The sequence below is a fragment of the Bradyrhizobium sp. Leo114 genome (assembly GCF_055229415.2).
The window spans coordinates 41,583-57,651 of the sequence record NZ_JBUYEN020000002.1; the positions used below are offsets into that span (position 1 = coordinate 41,583).

The 16,069-nt window shown below is 62.1% G+C and carries 21 protein-coding genes; 12 read left to right on the plus strand and 9 right to left on the minus strand.

Features of this window, described 5'->3' with window-relative positions; translation table 11 throughout:
* Window positions 1-2: 2 nt before the first annotated feature.
* On the minus strand, window positions 3-566 hold the full coding sequence (locus ACZIRK_RS02535) for a PQQ-dependent catabolism-associated CXXCW motif protein (protein WP_130229621.1): 564 nt from the start codon (window positions 564-566) through the stop codon (window positions 3-5).
* The gene (locus ACZIRK_RS02540) at window positions 563-1,447 is read right to left on the minus strand and encodes a substrate-binding domain-containing protein (protein WP_130229622.1); all 885 of its coding nucleotides are present in this window, start codon (window positions 1,445-1,447) and stop codon (window positions 563-565) included. The genes ACZIRK_RS02535 and ACZIRK_RS02540 overlap by 4 nt, the downstream gene beginning before the upstream one ends.
* A 163-nt stretch (window positions 1,448-1,610) precedes the next feature.
* Here ACZIRK_RS02540 and ACZIRK_RS02545 point away from each other — a divergent pair, with 163 nt between their 5' ends.
* Window positions 1,611-2,537 carry a quinoprotein relay system zinc metallohydrolase 2 gene (locus tag ACZIRK_RS02545; protein ID WP_130229623.1) on the plus strand — a complete coding sequence of 309 codons (927 nt, stop codon included), beginning with the start codon at window positions 1,611-1,613 and terminating at the stop codon, window positions 2,535-2,537.
* A gap of 59 nt (window positions 2,538-2,596) precedes the next feature.
* On the plus strand, window positions 2,597-3,427 hold the full coding sequence (locus tag ACZIRK_RS02550; RefSeq protein ID WP_463326928.1) for a quinoprotein dehydrogenase-associated SoxYZ-like carrier: 831 nt from the start codon (window positions 2,597-2,599) through the stop codon (window positions 3,425-3,427).
* 6 nt (window positions 3,428-3,433) lie between these two features.
* Here ACZIRK_RS02550 and ACZIRK_RS02555 read toward each other — a convergent pair whose 3' ends face one another.
* Window positions 3,434-3,793 carry a hypothetical protein gene (locus ACZIRK_RS02555; RefSeq protein WP_028162634.1) on the minus strand — a complete coding sequence of 120 codons (360 nt, stop codon included), beginning with the start codon at window positions 3,791-3,793 and terminating at the stop codon, window positions 3,434-3,436.
* A gap of 84 nt (window positions 3,794-3,877) precedes the next feature.
* Between ACZIRK_RS02555 and ACZIRK_RS02560 the strand changes: the two genes are divergently transcribed.
* The 4 genes from ACZIRK_RS02560 to ACZIRK_RS02575 are packed head-to-tail and all read left to right on the plus strand — an operon-like array spanning window position 3,878 to window position 6,706.
* A complete protein-coding gene (locus tag ACZIRK_RS02560) occupies window positions 3,878-4,858 on the plus strand; it encodes an ABC transporter substrate-binding protein (protein ID WP_130225913.1) in 981 nt (326 codons plus the stop codon).
* 3 nt (window positions 4,859-4,861) lie between these two features.
* Window positions 4,862-5,599, plus strand: coding sequence for an ABC transporter permease (locus tag ACZIRK_RS02565; RefSeq protein WP_028162636.1), 738 nt, complete (start codon window positions 4,862-4,864; stop codon window positions 5,597-5,599).
* The gene (locus ACZIRK_RS02570) at window positions 5,589-6,299 is read left to right on the plus strand and encodes an ABC transporter ATP-binding protein (RefSeq protein ID WP_130225912.1); all 711 of its coding nucleotides are present in this window, start codon (window positions 5,589-5,591) and stop codon (window positions 6,297-6,299) included. Before ACZIRK_RS02565 ends, ACZIRK_RS02570 begins: the two co-directional genes overlap by 11 nt.
* A gap of 53 nt (window positions 6,300-6,352) precedes the next feature.
* Window positions 6,353-6,706 (plus strand): hypothetical protein, encoded by a 354-nt coding sequence (locus ACZIRK_RS02575; RefSeq protein ID WP_130225911.1) that lies wholly within the window; start codon window positions 6,353-6,355, stop codon window positions 6,704-6,706.
* Between the two features lie 2 nt (window positions 6,707-6,708).
* Here the strand turns inward: ACZIRK_RS02575 and ACZIRK_RS02580 are convergent, their stop codons facing one another.
* Entirely contained in the window at window positions 6,709-6,945 is a 237-nt protein-coding gene (locus ACZIRK_RS02580) for a hypothetical protein (RefSeq protein ID WP_130225910.1), read from the minus strand.
* Between the two features lie 105 nt (window positions 6,946-7,050).
* On the minus strand, window positions 7,051-7,884 hold the full coding sequence (locus ACZIRK_RS02585; RefSeq protein WP_245474708.1) for a hypothetical protein: 834 nt from the start codon (window positions 7,882-7,884) through the stop codon (window positions 7,051-7,053).
* A gap of 209 nt (window positions 7,885-8,093) precedes the next feature.
* On the opposite strand from ACZIRK_RS02585, the gene ACZIRK_RS02590 reads away from it, so the two are divergent.
* The gene (locus tag ACZIRK_RS02590) at window positions 8,094-8,402 is read left to right on the plus strand and encodes an EthD family reductase (RefSeq protein ID WP_130225909.1); all 309 of its coding nucleotides are present in this window, start codon (window positions 8,094-8,096) and stop codon (window positions 8,400-8,402) included.
* Window positions 8,403-8,501: 99 nt separating this feature from the next.
* Here ACZIRK_RS02590 and pqqA read toward each other — a convergent pair whose 3' ends face one another.
* Window positions 8,502-8,582 (minus strand): pyrroloquinoline quinone precursor peptide PqqA, encoded by an 81-nt coding sequence (pqqA, locus tag ACZIRK_RS02595; RefSeq protein WP_035689484.1) that lies wholly within the window; start codon window positions 8,580-8,582, stop codon window positions 8,502-8,504.
* 255 nt (window positions 8,583-8,837) lie between these two features.
* Complete coding sequence (locus ACZIRK_RS02600) at window positions 8,838-9,164, minus strand: hypothetical protein (RefSeq protein WP_028162642.1); 327 nt, start codon at window positions 9,162-9,164, stop codon at window positions 8,838-8,840.
* A gap of 158 nt (window positions 9,165-9,322) precedes the next feature.
* On the opposite strand from ACZIRK_RS02600, the gene ACZIRK_RS02605 reads away from it, so the two are divergent.
* The gene (locus ACZIRK_RS02605) at window positions 9,323-9,562 is read left to right on the plus strand and encodes a hypothetical protein (protein ID WP_130225908.1); all 240 of its coding nucleotides are present in this window, start codon (window positions 9,323-9,325) and stop codon (window positions 9,560-9,562) included.
* A gap of 69 nt (window positions 9,563-9,631) precedes the next feature.
* Here ACZIRK_RS02605 and ACZIRK_RS02610 read toward each other — a convergent pair whose 3' ends face one another.
* Together ACZIRK_RS02610 and ACZIRK_RS02615 are read right to left on the minus strand one after the other, a co-directional pair.
* Complete coding sequence (locus tag ACZIRK_RS02610) at window positions 9,632-10,030, minus strand: penta-EF hand family protein (protein ID WP_130225907.1); 399 nt, start codon at window positions 10,028-10,030, stop codon at window positions 9,632-9,634.
* 98 nt (window positions 10,031-10,128) lie between these two features.
* A complete protein-coding gene (locus ACZIRK_RS02615; protein ID WP_130225906.1) occupies window positions 10,129-11,106 on the minus strand; it encodes a helix-turn-helix domain-containing protein in 978 nt (325 codons plus the stop codon).
* A 375-nt stretch (window positions 11,107-11,481) separates the two neighbouring features.
* On the opposite strand from ACZIRK_RS02615, the gene xoxF5 reads away from it, so the two are divergent.
* From xoxF5 to gfa, 4 genes are all read left to right on the plus strand, one after another.
* On the plus strand, window positions 11,482-13,287 hold the full coding sequence (gene xoxF5, locus ACZIRK_RS02620; RefSeq protein WP_130225905.1) for a lanthanide-dependent methanol dehydrogenase XoxF5: 1,806 nt from the start codon (window positions 11,482-11,484) through the stop codon (window positions 13,285-13,287).
* A gap of 102 nt (window positions 13,288-13,389) precedes the next feature.
* Window positions 13,390-13,878 (plus strand): c-type cytochrome, methanol metabolism-related, encoded by a 489-nt coding sequence (locus ACZIRK_RS02625; RefSeq protein ID WP_130225916.1) that lies wholly within the window; start codon window positions 13,390-13,392, stop codon window positions 13,876-13,878.
* Between the two features lie 44 nt (window positions 13,879-13,922).
* Complete coding sequence (locus ACZIRK_RS02630; protein WP_463326929.1) at window positions 13,923-15,032, plus strand: S-(hydroxymethyl)glutathione dehydrogenase/class III alcohol dehydrogenase; 1,110 nt, start codon at window positions 13,923-13,925, stop codon at window positions 15,030-15,032.
* A 138-nt stretch (window positions 15,033-15,170) separates the two neighbouring features.
* Window positions 15,171-15,734, plus strand: a complete 564-nt coding sequence (gene gfa, locus ACZIRK_RS02635; RefSeq protein ID WP_130225904.1) for an S-(hydroxymethyl)glutathione synthase — start codon at window positions 15,171-15,173, stop codon at window positions 15,732-15,734.
* Window positions 15,735-16,069 lie beyond the last annotated feature (335 nt).

Sequence of the window (16,069 nt, forward strand, 5' to 3'; positions counted from 1 at the left end):
AGTTATTTCTCTTCACCCGTCCGCGGCTCCGGCTTGGCTTCGACGAGTGGTAGGCCTGCGCGCTCCCATCCATCGGATCCCAGGGGATACCAGGCGATGTTGGAATAGCCGTAAGTTTGCGCGCGCCTGGCTGCATTCCACGACATCCAGCAATTTTCCTGGCAATAGATCACGAGCAGCGCCGCCTTGTTGCCATCCGAGGCGCGCTCAAGGCCGTGGCGAAGATAGTCTTCGGTGACGTCAGCGAGTTTTCCGTAGCCGGTGTCGGGCAGCCAGATGCTGCCGGGGATGTTGTGCCGCGGCTTGTCACGCCACACCGTGCCTTCCGGCAGGTTGGCGGGCTTAGGCGGACGCGGCAGCACGTCGACGAAAGCGCCGGTCTTGTGACGCCAGATCGCCTCCGCTTCCGCGGTGGAGAGCACGCGTGCACCGGCAAGCGTCGCGGGCACCGGCGCGCGATAATTCTCCGTGCGGTAGTCTTGCGGCTCGGCGACCTGCTGCTGCGCGTGGGCCGCGACGACGAGCGACGCGGCGGCAACGACCAGGCTCGTGAGCCACCGCCTCATGGCGATTTCGCCGCCGTGTCCGGGCCGATCGGCCGATCGTTCTCGTCCAGGAGCGGCACGCCGTAGTCGAGCAGGATCTTGTTGATCTCGCCCTGGTTCTCCTGGATCAGGCGGTTGAGCTGGCGTTTCCAGTTCTGGTCAGCCGGGCGCACGCCCATGCCGATCCGATAGATAAGCTTTGGGCCCGTCGTCTCCTTCACCAGCGGCGTAACGTGCAGCGGCGGATTAGCCTCCTTGGCATAGAAGCCGGCCATAGGCCCCCACAACACGCCCGCGTCGATCTCGCCCTTGGCGAGATCTTTCATCATCGCCTCCGCGGAAGAGTCGATGCGCGTATCGATCATCAATGGATAGGGTTTTGCAGTCGCCATCAGGCCGGCCGCGGCCATATTGGTGCCGGGCGGCGTGCCGGCGACGATGCCGATATGCTTGCCCTTCAGCCGCTCGTCCTCGAGCGTGGTCACATCGTCGAGGCCGCTGCCTTGCTTCGTCACCAGTGCATAGGCGGTGCGATAATAGGGATTGGTGCCCTGGGCCAGCTCGTCGCCCTGCGGGAAGCCCATGATGACGTCGCAGCGATGCGAGCCGAGCGTCATCCGCACGAAGCCGGTCGCCTGCGGAAAATAGGTGAACTCAAGCTTCTTCTGCAGTTTCTGAGCAAACAGCTCGGCGAGCTTGTTCTCAAAGCCTTCGCCCTTCTCGTTGGAGAACGGCAAGTTCCGCGGGTCGGCACAGACGCGCAGAACCTTGGGATCGATCAATTCGATCGAGAGATCGCCGCTTTCATTGGTCTGCGCGCAAGCGGCACCATGCCCGATTGCCATCGTGGCTATCGCAAGCAGCGCCGGCAACAAGCGGCGATATTGTCCGGCACCCGCCATCGCGCTTCCTCCTCTTTCTTGTTTGGGGCTAACCATAGATTGCCCGGCGCGTCACGGCGTGCAACAGATTCGTGATGATCTCGCCGGCGTGCTGCAGCGCAAACAGGCGTGACGTGAGTGCGAAACGGCCGATGTCGCTTCGCGCACGAACTTGGGCGGAAACATGGCTCGCATCGTCTCGCTGATCGCGCTTGTCGCTGCACTCTGCCTATCGACCCTAGCGCGGGCGCAGGAGCAAGAATTGCCTGTGAGCGAAGTCGCGCCGGGAATATTCGTGCATAACGGCGAGATCGCCCTGATGACCGGCGAGAACGAAGGCGCCATCGCCAATGTCGGATTCGTCATCGGCGACAGCGCCGTTGCCGTGATCGACACCGGCGGCAGCGTCCGCGAGGGACGGCGACTGTTGGCCGCCATCCGCGCCCGCACCGACGAGCCGGTCCGCTATGTCATCAACACCCACGCCCATCCCGATCATGCCTTCGGCAACGCGGCGTTTGCGGGGGATGGAACCGTTTTCGTCGGCCACAGGAAGCTTCCCGACGCGCTGACCGCGCGCGGCCCATTCTATCTCGAGGCCTTCCGCCGGACGATGGGCGCGAAACTGATGGACGACGTGCGCATCGTGCCGCCCACGACGCTCGTCGATGGCAGCCTCGCGCTCGATCTCGGTGGACGATCGCTTACACTAAGGGCATGGCCGACCGCGCATAGCGATAATGACCTCACCGTGTTCGATGAGAAGACCCGGACCTTGTTCGCCGGCGACCTCGTATTCGTCACCCATATCCCTGTTGTCGACGGCAGCATCAAAGGCTGGCTCGCCATCCTCGGCGAACTTGCCGCCCTGCCCGCTCAGCGTGTAGTTCCCGGTCACGGGCCCGTGAGCGAATGGCCGGCAGCCCTGGCCGATGAGCGCCACTATCTCGAGACGCTGGCCGCCGACGTGCGTGCGCTGATCGCGAAGGGCAAGCCGATCACCGCTGCTGCCGAAACTGCCGCGGCATCGGAGCGGCCGCGCTGGAAACTGTTCGACGACTACAACGCCCGGAACGCAACTGCAGCATTTTCGCAATTGGAGTGGGAATAGGTTTGGCGAGGCCATATAGTAGAGGCGTTGCTTCCATCCTCGCCGCGGGGAGAACGACTATGTCCGGAGCACCTTTCCGTCTCGTCTATATCGCCGGCCTCCTGGGCATCATCGCATTTGGCGCGCGCCTTGCGCCCGCGGTGAGCGCGGAGGCCCATGATCCCTGGCCCGGCCTGGTCCAGGACATCTTCAACAATCGCCCGATGAGCGACGGCAGCAACGTGATCGCGCTCGAGATGCCGGCTCGTGCGGAGGATGCTGCCATCGTGCCGGTGACGCTGCGCAGCAAGCTCGCGCCCGACGACACCCGCCGCGTGCGGACGATCACCCTCGTCATCGACCAGAACCCGGCGCCGATGGCGGCCAAGTTCGCGCTTGGGCCGGACGCCAACGTCACGGAAATCTCGACCCGCGTGCGCATCAACAACTACACCGACGTCCATGCCGTAGCCGAACTCACCGACGGCAAGCTCTATGTGGTGAAGACTTACGTGAAGGCGTCCGGCGGCTGCGCTGCGCCCGCACTCAAGAACGCTGAGGAGGCCAAGGCCAGGCTCGGCCAGATCCGATATCGGCAGCTTTCGAAAGCTGGTGAAGGCTCCACAAGCGGAGCCCGGGAGGCGCAGGTCATGATCGGCCATCCCAACAATTCCGGCCTGCAGATGGACCAGGTGACGCAGCTCTATATTCCCGCCTTCTATGTCGACCGGCTGCAGCTCTGGCAGGACGACAGCCTGGTGCTGAAGATGGAAGGCGGAATCTCGATCTCCGAGGACCCCAATATCCGCTTCACCTATGTCTCGAATGGCGCCAAGCGTTTCCGCGCCGAGGCCAAGGACACCGACGGCCACGTATTCGAGCACGAATGGAAGATCGATTCGGATAGTTGAAGGGTTTCAGAAGCACCTGACTTCTGCTTCGGCCTGGGCGCGGCGGAGATCGTTGAGGGCATTGGCCGCCTGTTCGGACGTGCGGAAGGGCGAGCCCATATCGCCCCTCACCTGGGACAGGCTGAGCACCGTCTCAGCGGTGACATAGCGGTCATAGGGAATCAGCGATGCGACCACGTCGATCGAGCACGAGCATTGCTCGATGGCGTGCCGTGTCTCGCCATTCGCCTTCAGGCAGCCGAACACGTATTCCGCGCGGGCGGCGGTCGGATAATCGTTGACCTCCTCGCCGCGCGCGATCGCCGCGGTTGCCGCGAATACGATCAAAGCGGCGACAATAGGTCGTACCGGTCCCGCAATCGTCATGACGATCCTCTCGCTTTCAATGGCGCAAGCTATGCTATGACTACGCGATAGAAAAGAACACGTTCGAGGAAACGGCTCAACAAAATGAGTGCCATCATTCGCACGCTGGCGGCTGCCGCGGTTCTTGCGGTAACGCCGTTCGCCGCCTGCTTTGGCGCAGACACGATCCGCGTTGCAGTGCAGAAAACCGGCACCTTTGCCTGGGAACTGGCGGTGATCCGCGCGCATGGCCTCGACAAGAAGGCCAATCTTGCGATCGAGGCCACCGAGCTCGCAAGCCCGGAGGCGGGCAAGATCGCGCTCCGCGCCGGCAATGCCGACGTCATGGTCTCCGATTGGCTGTGGGTGTCTCGCGAGCGGACGCTCGGCGCCAAGCTCGCCTTCTATCCCTATTCGAGCGCGCTGGGCGCAGTGATGGTGCCGACCTCCTCGCCGATCCGTTCGCTCACCGATCTCCGGGGGCGCAAGCTTGCCGTTGCCGGCGGACCGATCGACAAGAGTTGGCTGCTGCTGCAGGCGTCGCTGAAGCAGGACGGTCTCGACCTGAAGTCGGCGGCGACCATCGTCTATGGCGCGCCACCGCTGCTTGCGGCCAAGGCCGTGGGCGGTGAGGTCGATGCCGTCGTCAACTACTGGAATTTCTGCGCCGCGCTGGAAGCCAAGGGCTTTCGCCGCGTCGCCGGCATTGAGGATATCCTGCCGAAACTCGGCGCCAAGGGTCGCATCGCGATGGTCGGCTATGTCTTCGACGAAGGCTGGGCCAACGCGAACCGGGATGCGGTCGAGCGTTTCATCACGATGACCCGTGCTGCCAAGGAGATCCTCACGAAGTCCGACGACGAATGGGAGAAGATCGCGCGCCTGACCGGTGCCCCGGACGCCGCAACGCTGCACGCCTATCGCGACCGCTATCGCGAAGGCATTCCGCGCCGCCCGATCGCGGACGAAGAGGCCGACGCACGGGTGCTCTACCGGGTGCTCGCCAAGATCGGCGGCGGCGAGCTGGTGGGATCGGCAACCGAGCTTGACCCCGGCACGTTCTATCACGCGATTCCGGGAGATTGAGCCGTGGTGCGCCTTCTCTCCTTCCTCCTGTTCCTTGCGACGTGGTGGCTCGCAGCGCTCCTGACCGGTGACGTGAAGCTGCCGGCGCCGCCGGCGGTGCTGGCGGTGATCCTAAGAGAAGCGGCATCCGGCGCGCTGTTCATCAATCTCGGCGTTACGCTCGCGCGAGTCGCCCTGTCCTTTACGCTCGCAATGGCGCTGGGCGCCGCCATCGGCTACCTGATGGGCCGGGTCAAGCTCGCCGACAGGATCGGCGATCCCTGGCTGATCCTGCTGCTCAATCTGCCCGCACTTGTCGTCATCGTGCTCGCCTATATCTGGGCGGGGCTCACCGAGGTCGCCGCGATTGCGGCGATCGCCGTCAACAAGCTTCCGACCGCGGTCGTTACGCTGCGCGAGGGCGCGCGGGCGCTCGACCGCTCGCTGGACGAGATGGCAAGCGTGTTCGCGATCCCGCGCGGAAGAGCGTTCCGGCACGTGATCCTGCCGCAGCTTGGGCCCTATATCGCGGCTGCCGCGCGATCGGGGCTCTCGCTGGTCTGGAAGATCGTGCTGGTTGCGGAATATCTCGGACGTCCGAACGGCGTCGGCTTCGAGATCGGCGTCGCCTTTCAGTTGTTCGATATTCCGCTGCTGCTCGCCTATTCGCTGACCTTTGCCGCGGTCGTACTGGTGATCGAGACGGTGCTGGTGCAGCCATTCGAACTTCGCGCATCCCGGTGGCGGCCCCGTGCAGCTTGAGGTCGACATCACCGGTAAGCATTTCGAGAGTGCGGCGGGCGAGCGGCACGACGTGCTCGCGGGCGTCAAGTTCTCGCTTCACGGCGGCGAAGTCGGCGTGTTCGTCGGCCCCTCCGGCTGCGGCAAGAGCACAATGCTGAAGATCCTGGCCGGCCTCGACCACGACTATCAGGGAAAGGTCTCGCGTCCAACAGCGGCGCGGCTCGGGATGGTGTTTCAGGAGCCGCGGCTTTTGCCGTGGCGGTCGGTCGAGGACAATATCCGGCTCGCTGCGCCACATATTGACGAGAAACGGCTCTCGGAACTGTTCGCCATCCTGGAACTGACGCAGCATCGCAGCCATTTCCCCGGCGAGCTCTCGCTTGGCCTCGCGCGCCGCGTCGCGCTTGCGCGAGCCTTCGCGATCGAGCCGGATTTCCTCATTCTCGACGAGCCACTGGCTTCACTCGACGATGCGCTCGCCGCTCACCTGCGCGAGCAGATCGCAACGCTGGTGGAAAGCCGCTCGATGATGACGCTGCTGGTCACGCATAATCTCGACGATGCCGTTTATCTTGGCGACCGGCTGTTCCTGCTGTCGGCGCGGCCGGCCAGGATTCTGCAGGAAGTGCCGATCCCGACACCGCGCGCGCGACGGAGCGCTGCCGAGATCAACCACATCAAGGCCGACCTGGTGCGGCGGCGGCTTGCAAAGATATGAGACGTGGTCTTCATATTGAGAAAATTATATCGAGAAAAGATTGGGAGCTCACGATGCCGCGCCGATTGATTGCTGTCGCCCTCCTGCTGCTCGCACTGCCCAGCGAACTCAGCGCGCAGACCAAAGGTAAAGGCATCAGGCTCTGGAATCTCACGACGTCGACCATCTCCGGCTTCCAACTTTCGCCGGTCGGTAAGAACGATTGGGGTCCCAATCAGACCCTGAATGACAAGGACAAGGAGGTCGACCACGACGAGCGGCTGCGCCTCGTTGGCGTCGAGCCCGGACGCTACGACGCCAAGGTGAGTTATGCCGGCGCCAGGCAGTGCTTCGTCCGCGACATCGAGATCAAGGCCGACGCGGTGTTCTCGATCTCTGACAAGGATCTGAAGGACTGCAACAAATAGGCTCAGCCCGCGATCGGAGCCGCCGTCTTTTCCGCTCGATCATTGCTGTGCGGATATTCGCAGCGCCATTTGACCGCGGTCCACTTCGGATGCTCGCCGATCCATTGCGCAATGTAGGGCGGAGCCGCCATCGCACATTGCCGCAGCGAACCGTTGAAGGAGAACACCAGATGGGTCTCCTCGCAGGTGGCGGGCGACAGCACGGCACAGACGGTCACGATGAGATCGATCGGATTCATGCCTCAAATCCCTGGTGCTTCGGTGAAGTAACGCACAGCAAGCTACGTGGGCGGCGAGGCCAGGTTTCGCCTCACCGTGAAAGCCGGAACCACTGCGGGAGGTTCCTAGAAATTCATGCCAAACACAAGCCGCGCCTGATGGCGCTCGAAATTGACCAGATCGAGCGCCGCAGCCGATCCGGCAGGACGCCCCCAGGCCTGCACGCTCCAGGCCGCGGTCAGCCGCGAACGTTCCGAGAGCTGGAGATAGGCGACCGGACCGATGAACAAGGCCTGCCCCTCGAACTCGTTCAGCCCGATCCCGTCATAATGGCGGAGATAGCGCGCCTCGCCGCCAACGAAAACGCCGGGCCTGATCTGCGCCATCAGCCCGACGGCCGCGCCAACCGTCGCCTCCTGTTGCGCAGCGCGCGAGGCAAGAAAACGCGTCCATTCCGGCTGATAGATGAAATTGAGTGCCGCGATCAGGAAGTTCGGTACCAACTCGCGATCGAAGGCCAACCTCAATTCAGTGCCGAAATTGCGGATGCGATCGGCTGTGGTCTCGTCGATCCGGTCGGAGTGGCTTTCCACTGCGAGGGTCAGGCCGAACGGCGCCGTCTCGCGGTCGAGAAATCGGTAGCGGACATCCAAAGAAAGACCTTGCCAGGTCAATTGACGCCGATCTTCAAAGCCGGGAATGCCGTAGATCTGGTGCGCCACAAAGGCGCCGCCGAGCTCGATGCGGATGTCGCGGGCCGGCACGAATTCGAGTTCGAACTCCTGGGCGACGGCACGATAGCTGCCACCATTCCTGGAAAAGCTTCCCGTGGTCTCGGTCTGGAATTCGCGCTCGCCGACATGCCCGACGTCGGTGCCGATCAGGAAGCCGAACAGATGCTCAGTATCGATTTCATCGGCACGCGCGCCGACGGCAGCAAGCAGTGCGAAAAAGCACACGGCAGCCGCCCGGAGCATCGTTGCGCGAAAAGACATTCTCGTCCCGAGAGCGAATCGAAAGCGTCAGCAGCGCTGACAAGAACATTCCTATCACAACGTCCAGTCGAGCGGCAGCGATTGGAAGCTTGATTGCAAGGACCATTTCGGCTGCAATGCAAGACCCGGGAAGGGCCGGCGGAAGAACAATCGCTTCAGGGAGAATAAACCGAATGGCACGAGTTCTGGTACTTTATAAAATGCCGAAAAACGCCGAGGCCTTCGACAAGTATTACGCATCGGTGCACATTCCGCTGGCCAAGAAGATCCCGGGACTGAAGAAATACGACATCAGCACGGCTCCGCTCAGGACGCCAGCGGGCGAGAGCAACGTCCACCTTGCGGCAACGCTGTATTTCGACTCGCTCGACGCGCTGAAGGCAGGCATGGGATCGGCGGAAGGAAAGGCGGCAGGCGCGGATCTCGCCAACTTTGCCGATGGCGGCGCCGATCTCTACATTTTCGATACGAAGGAAGTTTAAGGGCGTCTCACACAGAGGCCCAACAAATGTGAGCCTGACGAATTCGCCTGCCGCGGCTTGCGCAGATAGCGCTGCGCGAGCCGGGCAGGCGCTTGACGCTTACTTGCGTGATGCGCAGGCGTACATGTTGATTTCCATGCCGACCTGCACTTCGACGATCTTCGGAGTCTTCCAGCTCATTCGATCCTCCCAAATGGCTTGGCGCGAGGTTCACGCCAAGGTCGAACCTATGGCCAGCTCGCGCGTGGCGCAAGTGGACAAGATCGACCAGCGAGCGCATCTGTGCCGCAGTTGTGCGCCGATAGTTCCCTCCTGGACAAACAAGTTCCCTCTTGGGCAAAGCCTGTCACGTTGGGCACACACTCGCACGCGAGTGCTTCAACGATCGATCGCACGACACAGCGTGAGGCGTGACGCCGTTCAAGAGCAACGCGCTCAGCAATCGTTGTCTTTGTTCGCCATCTGGCCTTCGGACTTCTTTCCTTCGGCTTGCTGTGCTGCCGTGGGCTCGCCCTGCATCTGCCGCTGCACATCCTGCGAGGACGTGGCGACATCTCCGGTAGCCCTATTCATCGTGCTGGTCGGCGGATGCTCCTTGTCGCTCGCCATGCCCGTTGTGGTCTGGCTGCTGGTCGATGCCGGGCCAGAACCCGCATCCTTATTGGCGCTTTGGCCTTGGGTATTGCAGGGACCTGCCAGCGCGGCGCCGGCGCTCAGCACCAGGATGGAGCAACCCGCAAAGATGGTGCGTCTTGTGCTCATGTCTCGTCTCCTTCTCGAATCGGCGCGTGCCCCTGCACGCCGGGATCACGGAAGAACCGAAGCACGCGTCCCAGGTTCCGGGTGGCGAGGTGAAATCCGATGCTGTTCACTGCCGCCGTTCACGCCGCATCAGTTGCAAGCGCTTTTCGAGGCCTCGCATGAGAACGTCATCCCGCCTCTTACTCGTTCCATTCATCATGATCGCTGTTGCGTCGCCAGCCGCCGCCGAGGAACGGCCTCAGCCTGGGCGGACGCAGATGCCGGCGACGCTGACCGGCAAGGAACGGCTCGGCAAGAAATGGATGGACGAGCAGCGGATCGATAATTGCAACGTTCCGCCCGACAAGCGCGGCTCCAGGCCGCGGCCCGCAGCCTGCTCGCACGGGCCTGCCAGCTAGAGGGCATGGTCCGGAAAAGTGGAAACCGGTTTTCCGAAAAGACCATGCTCAAACAAAGACCCTGTCATCCTATCGCAATAGCCGCAGGAGGGCGCGACCGGCGGGCGACTGCAGTTCCTTGGCGTCAAGCGTTCCATCCTTGTCCGGATTGGCCGCGTTGAAGCGCTGCTCCACGACCGCAAGATATTCATCCTGCGTCAGCGTTCCGTCGTGGTCAGGATCGGCAGCCGCCAGTTCCTTGGCGCTGAGGCGGCCGCGCAATTCTCGCGCATCGAGCGTGCCGTCATGATCCCGGTCCAGTCTGGTAAACAGCGCCGATGCCGCCTTCTTCACCTCGGCCAGATCGAGGGTGCCATCATTGTCGGTGTCGAATGCCTTGATCGGGTCGGCGCGTTTGGGCGCGGCCAGAGCGGGCGCCGTAAGCAGCGCAGCAGCCGATATCAAGATAACAAGACCACGCAATTTCATCTCTCATCTCCCTTGGCAGAACCTGCACGGCAAGGGCGGCAGAGAAGCTTGCGTAGATAGCGGAGCGCACGCCAGCCGCCCACGGCGCGCTTTACGATCTAGTCCGAGGTTGCGGAAAATTCCGCGGAGCCGACCTGCTGCTGCCGGTGGACGGCTGACGGCACGATGCCGAAATACTTCCGGAACACGCGGCTGAAATGCGAGGAGCTGGAAAAGCCCCAGGAGAATGCGACGTCGGTGATGGTCTTGCCGGGCTGCGCTTCCAGCTCCTCACGGCAATGCTGCAGCCGCGCGCGCCAGATATAGTCGCTCACGGTCATGCCGCGCTCGCTGAACAGCATGTGGAGATAGCGCTTGGTGCAGCCTAGCGCGGTCGAGATCTGGTCGATGCAGAGATCCGGATCGCGCAGGTGTTCGCGGATGAAGAACTGGGCTCGGATATAGGTCGCCTCCGCACCGCCATGGTTGAACGTCGTCTCGGCTTCACGCAGCGGCAACAGCAACAGATCGATCAACGAATCGGCGACGCCCATCGCATTGTAGGGAGACAGCCGGCTCGCCTCGGAAAAGGCCGCATGCACGAAATCGTAGGCGATGCGGCCGGTGCCGCTGCGGGCGGAGAGCTTGCAGGCCGGCATCCGTGCCGAACGGAAACCACGTTCCTGCAACAGCGCCTTCGGCACGATCACGACCTCATGCCGCGTCAGCGACGGGCTGATGATGGTGTGCGGGCTGGAAACGTCATAGGCGAGGCAATCGCCGGGAACGAGCTCGAAATGGCGGCCATCCTGCTCGAAATAGGAGGTGCCATGGGTCTGGAACAGGATCTTGATGTAGGGATGATCGCTCAGTTTCGAGCGCGCATTCACATGCGCGATACGGTGCTGACTCACCTCGATCTGGCACAGTTTCAGCCGCGAGACTGTGGTGTAGTTGACCCGTGCCTCGAGCGAGGAGGCGTCCATCGGATCGACATCAAACCGGCCGCATAGATCGGTCAGTGCGTCTGTCCAACATTGAACCTGCTTCTTTGGCGTCAATCCGGAGGTAGTGAGCGAACGGACGGTATCGGGCATATCCAGCCACCGATTCGAGATGAAAGCGTGACTGCTCGCCGCAAGAGGCTTTGGTCACCGTGAAGTACCGTTACCTCAATCTTAATGCGGTCTTTGATCCCTGAGCAGCGTTCCTCCTGACAACCTTGAGGTTTAATCCTCGACTTTACTTCAAGTGCCGTCAAGGAAAATCAGTCTCCTACGCCCGCGACCGGGGCCACGCCCGTGCGCCACCGCGCTGCACCGCAAGCAAAAAAGTTCTTCGAGTTTCACTTCTGAGCAAGCCGCCCTTCTCTCTTGGGCAAGTCGCGCGTCGACGAAGGGGATAGGAGGAGGAACCAAAAAAATGGGCCGTTTCGATTGAAAGCGGAAGGTCATCATTGGGAGGAAATCACTATGCGCAAGGTGCTAATCGCGACCTCTATCGGCGCCGTGGCGGCGCTCGGCGGAGGTGCTGCCAGTGCCAACGAAGAACTCAGCAAAATGACGCAGAACCCGAAGGACTGGGTTATGCCGGCGGGTGACTACGCCAATACGCGCTACTCAAAGCTGAATCAGATCAACGCCTCGAACGTCGGAAAGTTGCAGGTCGCCTGGACATTTTCGACCGGCGTGCTGCGTGGCCATGAGGGCGGGCCGCTGATCATCGGCAACATGATGTACGTGCATACGCCCTTCCCGAACAAGGTCTATGCTCTTGACCTGTCGCAGGACAACAAGATTGTCTGGAGGTACGAGCCGAAGCAGGATCCGAACGTAATCCCGGTGATGTGCTGCGACACGGTGAATCGTGGCGTGGCCTATGGCGACGGCAAGATCTTCCTGCACCAGGCCGACACCTCGCTGGTGGCACTCGACGCCAAGACCGGCAAGGTGGAGTGGACGGCCAAGAACGGCGATCCTGGCAAGGGCGAGACCGGCACATCCGCGCCGCTGGTCGTGAAGGACAAGGTGCTGGTCGGCATCTCCGGCGGTGAGTTCGGCGTGCAATGCCACGTGACCGCCTACGACACGAAGAGCGGCAAGCAGGTCTGGCGCGCCTATTCCGAAGGGCCAGACGACCAGATCAAGATCGATCCCGAGAAGACCACCGCTCTCGGCAAGCCGGTCGGCAAGGACTCGAGCCTCAAGACCTGGCAGGGCGACCAGTGGAAGACCGGCGGCGGCTGCACCTGGGGCTGGTTGTCGTATGACCCGACGCTCGACCTCGTCTATTACGGTTCGGGCAATCCCTCGACCTGGAACCCGAAGCAGCGTCCGGGCGACAACAAGTGGTCGATGACCATCTTCGCGCGCAGTCCGGATAACGGCATGGCCAAGTGGGTCTATCAGATGACGCCCCATGACGAATGGGACTATGACGGCGTCAACGAGATGATCCTGACCGATCAGCCCTTCAACGGCCAGGAGCGCAAGCTGCTGACGCATTTCGATCGTAACGGCTTGGCCTATACGCTCGATCGCACCAACGGCGAACTGCTCGTCGCCGAGAAGTATGACCCGAAGGTCAACTGGACCAGCGGCGTCGACATGAACAAGAGCTCGCCGACCTACGGCCGGCCGAAGGTCCTCGACCAATATTCGACGGACAAGCAGGGCGAAGATGTCAACGTCAAGGGCATCTGCCCGGCTGCGCTCGGCAGCAAGGACGAGCAGCCGGCAGCCTACTCGCCGGAGACGCAACTGTTCTACGTGCCGACCAACCACGTCTGCATGGACTATGAACCGTTCAAGGTGAGCTACACCGCGGGCCAGCCCTATGTCGGCGCGACGCTCTCGATGTACCCGCCTCCCGGCGAAACCCACATGGGCAACTTCATCGCCTGGGACAACAAGACCGGAAAGATCGTCTGGTCGAACAAGGAGCAGTTCTCGGTCTGGTCAGGCGCGCTTGCGACCGCCGGCGGCGTGGTGTTCTACGGCACGCTCGAAGGCTATCTCAAGGCAGTTGATGCCAAGACCGGCAAGGAGCTCTACAAGTTCAAGACTCCCTCCGGCATCATCGGCAACGTCACGACCTATGAGCAGGGCGGCAAGCAGTATGTGGCCATACTCTCGGGTGTCGGCGGCTGGGCGGGCATCGGCCTTGCTGCAGGGCTGACCGATCCGACTGCCGGTCTCGGCGCAGTCGGCGGCTATGCGGCGCTGAGCAACTATACCGCCCTCGGCGGAACGCTCACCGTGTTCTCCCTCCCGCAGTGAGCCGAACGTCGTTCCGGCGCGTGGACCATCCACGCGCCGGTTTTGCCTGTATCTGATCTCGAGGACATGCTCTTGCGTAAAAGCTGGTTTGTGGTTGCGGCGATGATCATCGCCGTATCTGGAGGATTCGCCTTTGCCGACGATGCGGTCGATCCGACCGCCGTCAAGGAAGAGAACGGCAAATATCTGGATAAGGAAGGTAACCCGACCTACAAGGTCGCAGCCGACGGGACGGTGGATTGGTACACCTACTCCGGATATCGGCGGTATCATTCCGAATGCCATGTCTGCCATGGCCCGGACGGCATGGGTTCGACCTATGCACCGGCATTGGCGAGTTCGCTGAAGACCATGAGTTACGCCGATTTCCTCGGCGTCGTCGCCAGCGGCCGCAAGAACGTCAGTACCGCACAGGAGAATGTCATGCCGGCGTTCGGTGACAATCCAAACGTCGCCTGCTACATGGACGACCTCTATGTCTACCTGCGCGCCCGCGCCAATGACGCGGTGGGGCGCGTACGCCCCGCAAAGCATGAAGAGAAGCCCGCCGCCTATAAGCAGGCGGAAGATTCCTGCATGGGCAAGAATTGAAGCTGCGGAGCGCGGGCGACAACACGCTTTACGGAGAGATCAACATGAAGACACGCGCTGCCGTCGCATTCGAAGCCAAGAAGCCGCTTGAGATCGTCGAGCTCGACCTGGAAGGCCCGAAGGCCGGTGAAGTCCTGGTCGAGATCAAGGCGACCGGTATCTGTCATACCGACGCCTACACGCTTGACGGCTTCGACAGTGAGGGAATCTTCCCTTCCATCCTCGGCCATGAGGGCGCCGGCATCGTCCGCGAGGTCGGTGCAGGCGTGACCTCGGTGAAGCCGGGCGATCACGTGATCCCGCTCTACACGCCCGAATGCAGGCAGTGCAAAAGCTGCCTGAGCCAGAAGACCAACCTCTGCACCGCGATCCGCGCCACTCAGGGCAAGGGCGTGATGCCGGATGGCACCTCGCGCTTCAGCTACAAGGGCCAGACCATCTACCACTACATGGGTTGCTCGACCTTCTCGAACTACACGGTGCTGCCGGAGATCGCGGTGGCGAAGATCCGCGAGGACGCTCCGTTCGACAAGAGCTGCTATGTCGGCTGCGGCGTGACCACCGGCGTCGGCGCCGTGGTCAACACCGCCAAGGTCACGCCAGGCTCCAACGTCGTGGTGTTCGGCCTCGGCGGTATCGGGCTCAACGTGATCCAGGGCGCCAAGATGGTCGGCGCGGACAAGATCATCGGCGTTGACATCAACGACTCCAAGGAAGATTGGGGCCGCCGCTTCGGCATGACGCATTTCGTCAATCCGACGAAAGTCGGCGGCGATATCGTCCAGCACCTGTTCGGCCTCACCGATGGCGGCGCCGATTACACCTTCGACTGCACCGGCAACACCAATGTGATGCGCCAGGCGCTGGAAGCCTGCCACCGCGGCTGGGGCGTCTCCGTGATCATCGGCGTTGCGGAATCCGGCAAGGAGATCGCGACCCGGCCGTTCCAACTCGTCACCGGACGGGTCTGGAAGGGCACGGCCTTCGGCGGCGCGCGCGGCCGCACCGACACGCCGAAGATCGTCGACTGGTACATGAACGGAAAGATCCAGATCGATCCGATGATCACCCACGTGCTCAAGCTCGAGGACATCAACAAGGGATTCGACTTGATGCACGAGGGCAAGTCGATCCGTTCGGTCGTCGTCTACTAGGGCGTGATCCGAATCGGAGTGCCAGGTCGGCGGAAGCGGACCCGGCTCCCCGGAAGGGTCATGCTCCAGCAAAAGGTGGAACGGGATCACGATGCCCCGTTCCAGAATCAACGTGTCAAACACCAGGAGGATTGACCCATGACTGTTCATCTCCACCCGTCGATTGACAACGGCATCCAGAAGGGTTCCGGCAGCTTTGCCGGTGGCACGCTGGTCTGCAAATGCTCGGACCGACCGGTGAAGGTCGAGATCAAGGGCGACGTTGCCCACAACCACGCCTGTGGCTGCACCAAATGCTGGAAGCCGGAAGGGGCGATGTTCTCGGTCGTTGCGGTGGTACCGAGACAGAACCTGACGGTGCTGGAAAACGGCGACAAGCTGCAGATCGTCGACCCCGCGGCCGTGATCCAACGCTATGCCTGCAAGGATTGCGGCACGCATATGTATGGGCGGATCGAGAACAAGGCGCATCCGTTCTACGGCCTTGACTTCATCCATCCCGAACTCTTCCAGGAAAGCGGCTCGGCGGCGCCGGGATTTGCTGCGTTCGTCTCGTCGGTGATCGAGTCCGGCGCCAAGCCGGAGGATATGCCGGCGATCCGCGGCCGGCTGAAGGAATTGGGACTCGAGCCCTATGACTGCCTGTCGCCGGCACTGATGGATGCGATCGCGACTCACGTGGCGAAATCCAAGGCTGCCTGATAGGGCCGCTTAACAAGGCTGCCTGATTTGCCCGCGCTCCCGCTGGCGGTGCTTGACCGCCAGCGGTGCCATCCGTGCCTGCACCGCAGCATTTTCCGCTGCACGCGCCCATCCTTCATATTGCTCCCGTAAATTAAGTCAGTTCCGCCTTTTCCCGATCCGCGTCTGCCTCGCGGCGGTGAATTTTTCGTCGGCCGCGTTTGCAAAAATATCCTGACGATCTAACATCACCGACGGTCGGCCCCGCTTTTGACAAACGGCAAATGCAGAACACCGGGCTGTGAAGTCACTGTCGCATCGGTTTCTGATAACATTTGTTTTTCTCGATGCGCGCG

Coding starts and splice junctions, on each gene's coding strand:
- ACZIRK_RS02545 (WP_130229623.1), top strand. CDS start 1,611: ATGGCTCGCATCGTCTCGCTGATCGCGCTTGTCGCTGCACTCTGCCTA.
- ACZIRK_RS02630 (WP_463326929.1), top strand. CDS start 13,923: ATGAAGACACGCGCTGCCGTCGCATTCGAAGCCAAGAAGCCGCTTGAG.
- ACZIRK_RS02610 (WP_130225907.1), bottom strand. CDS start 10,030: ATGAAATTGCGTGGTCTTGTTATCTTGATATCGGCTGCTGCGCTGCTT.
- ACZIRK_RS02580 (WP_130225910.1), bottom strand. CDS start 6,945: ATGAATCCGATCGATCTCATCGTGACCGTCTGTGCCGTGCTGTCGCCC.
- ACZIRK_RS02550 (WP_463326928.1), top strand. CDS start 2,597: ATGTCCGGAGCACCTTTCCGTCTCGTCTATATCGCCGGCCTCCTGGGC.
- ACZIRK_RS02605 (WP_130225908.1), top strand. CDS start 9,323: ATGAGAACGTCATCCCGCCTCTTACTCGTTCCATTCATCATGATCGCT.
- ACZIRK_RS02590 (WP_130225909.1), top strand. CDS start 8,094: ATGGCACGAGTTCTGGTACTTTATAAAATGCCGAAAAACGCCGAGGCC.
- ACZIRK_RS02625 (WP_130225916.1), top strand. CDS start 13,390: ATGATCATCGCCGTATCTGGAGGATTCGCCTTTGCCGACGATGCGGTC.
- xoxF5 (WP_130225905.1), top strand. CDS start 11,482: ATGCGCAAGGTGCTAATCGCGACCTCTATCGGCGCCGTGGCGGCGCTC.
- ACZIRK_RS02560 (WP_130225913.1), top strand. CDS start 3,878: ATGAGTGCCATCATTCGCACGCTGGCGGCTGCCGCGGTTCTTGCGGTA.
- ACZIRK_RS02535 (WP_130229621.1), bottom strand. CDS start 566: ATGAGGCGGTGGCTCACGAGCCTGGTCGTTGCCGCCGCGTCGCTCGTC.
- ACZIRK_RS02575 (WP_130225911.1), top strand. CDS start 6,353: ATGCCGCGCCGATTGATTGCTGTCGCCCTCCTGCTGCTCGCACTGCCC.
- ACZIRK_RS02600 (WP_028162642.1), bottom strand. CDS start 9,164: ATGAGCACAAGACGCACCATCTTTGCGGGTTGCTCCATCCTGGTGCTG.
- ACZIRK_RS02555 (WP_028162634.1), bottom strand. CDS start 3,793: ATGACGATTGCGGGACCGGTACGACCTATTGTCGCCGCTTTGATCGTA.
- gfa (WP_130225904.1), top strand. CDS start 15,171: ATGACTGTTCATCTCCACCCGTCGATTGACAACGGCATCCAGAAGGGT.
- pqqA (WP_035689484.1), bottom strand. CDS start 8,582: ATGAGCTGGAAGACTCCGAAGATCGTCGAAGTGCAGGTCGGCATGGAA.
- ACZIRK_RS02615 (WP_130225906.1), bottom strand. CDS start 11,106: ATGCCCGATACCGTCCGTTCGCTCACTACCTCCGGATTGACGCCAAAG.
- ACZIRK_RS02540 (WP_130229622.1), bottom strand. CDS start 1,447: ATGGCGGGTGCCGGACAATATCGCCGCTTGTTGCCGGCGCTGCTTGCG.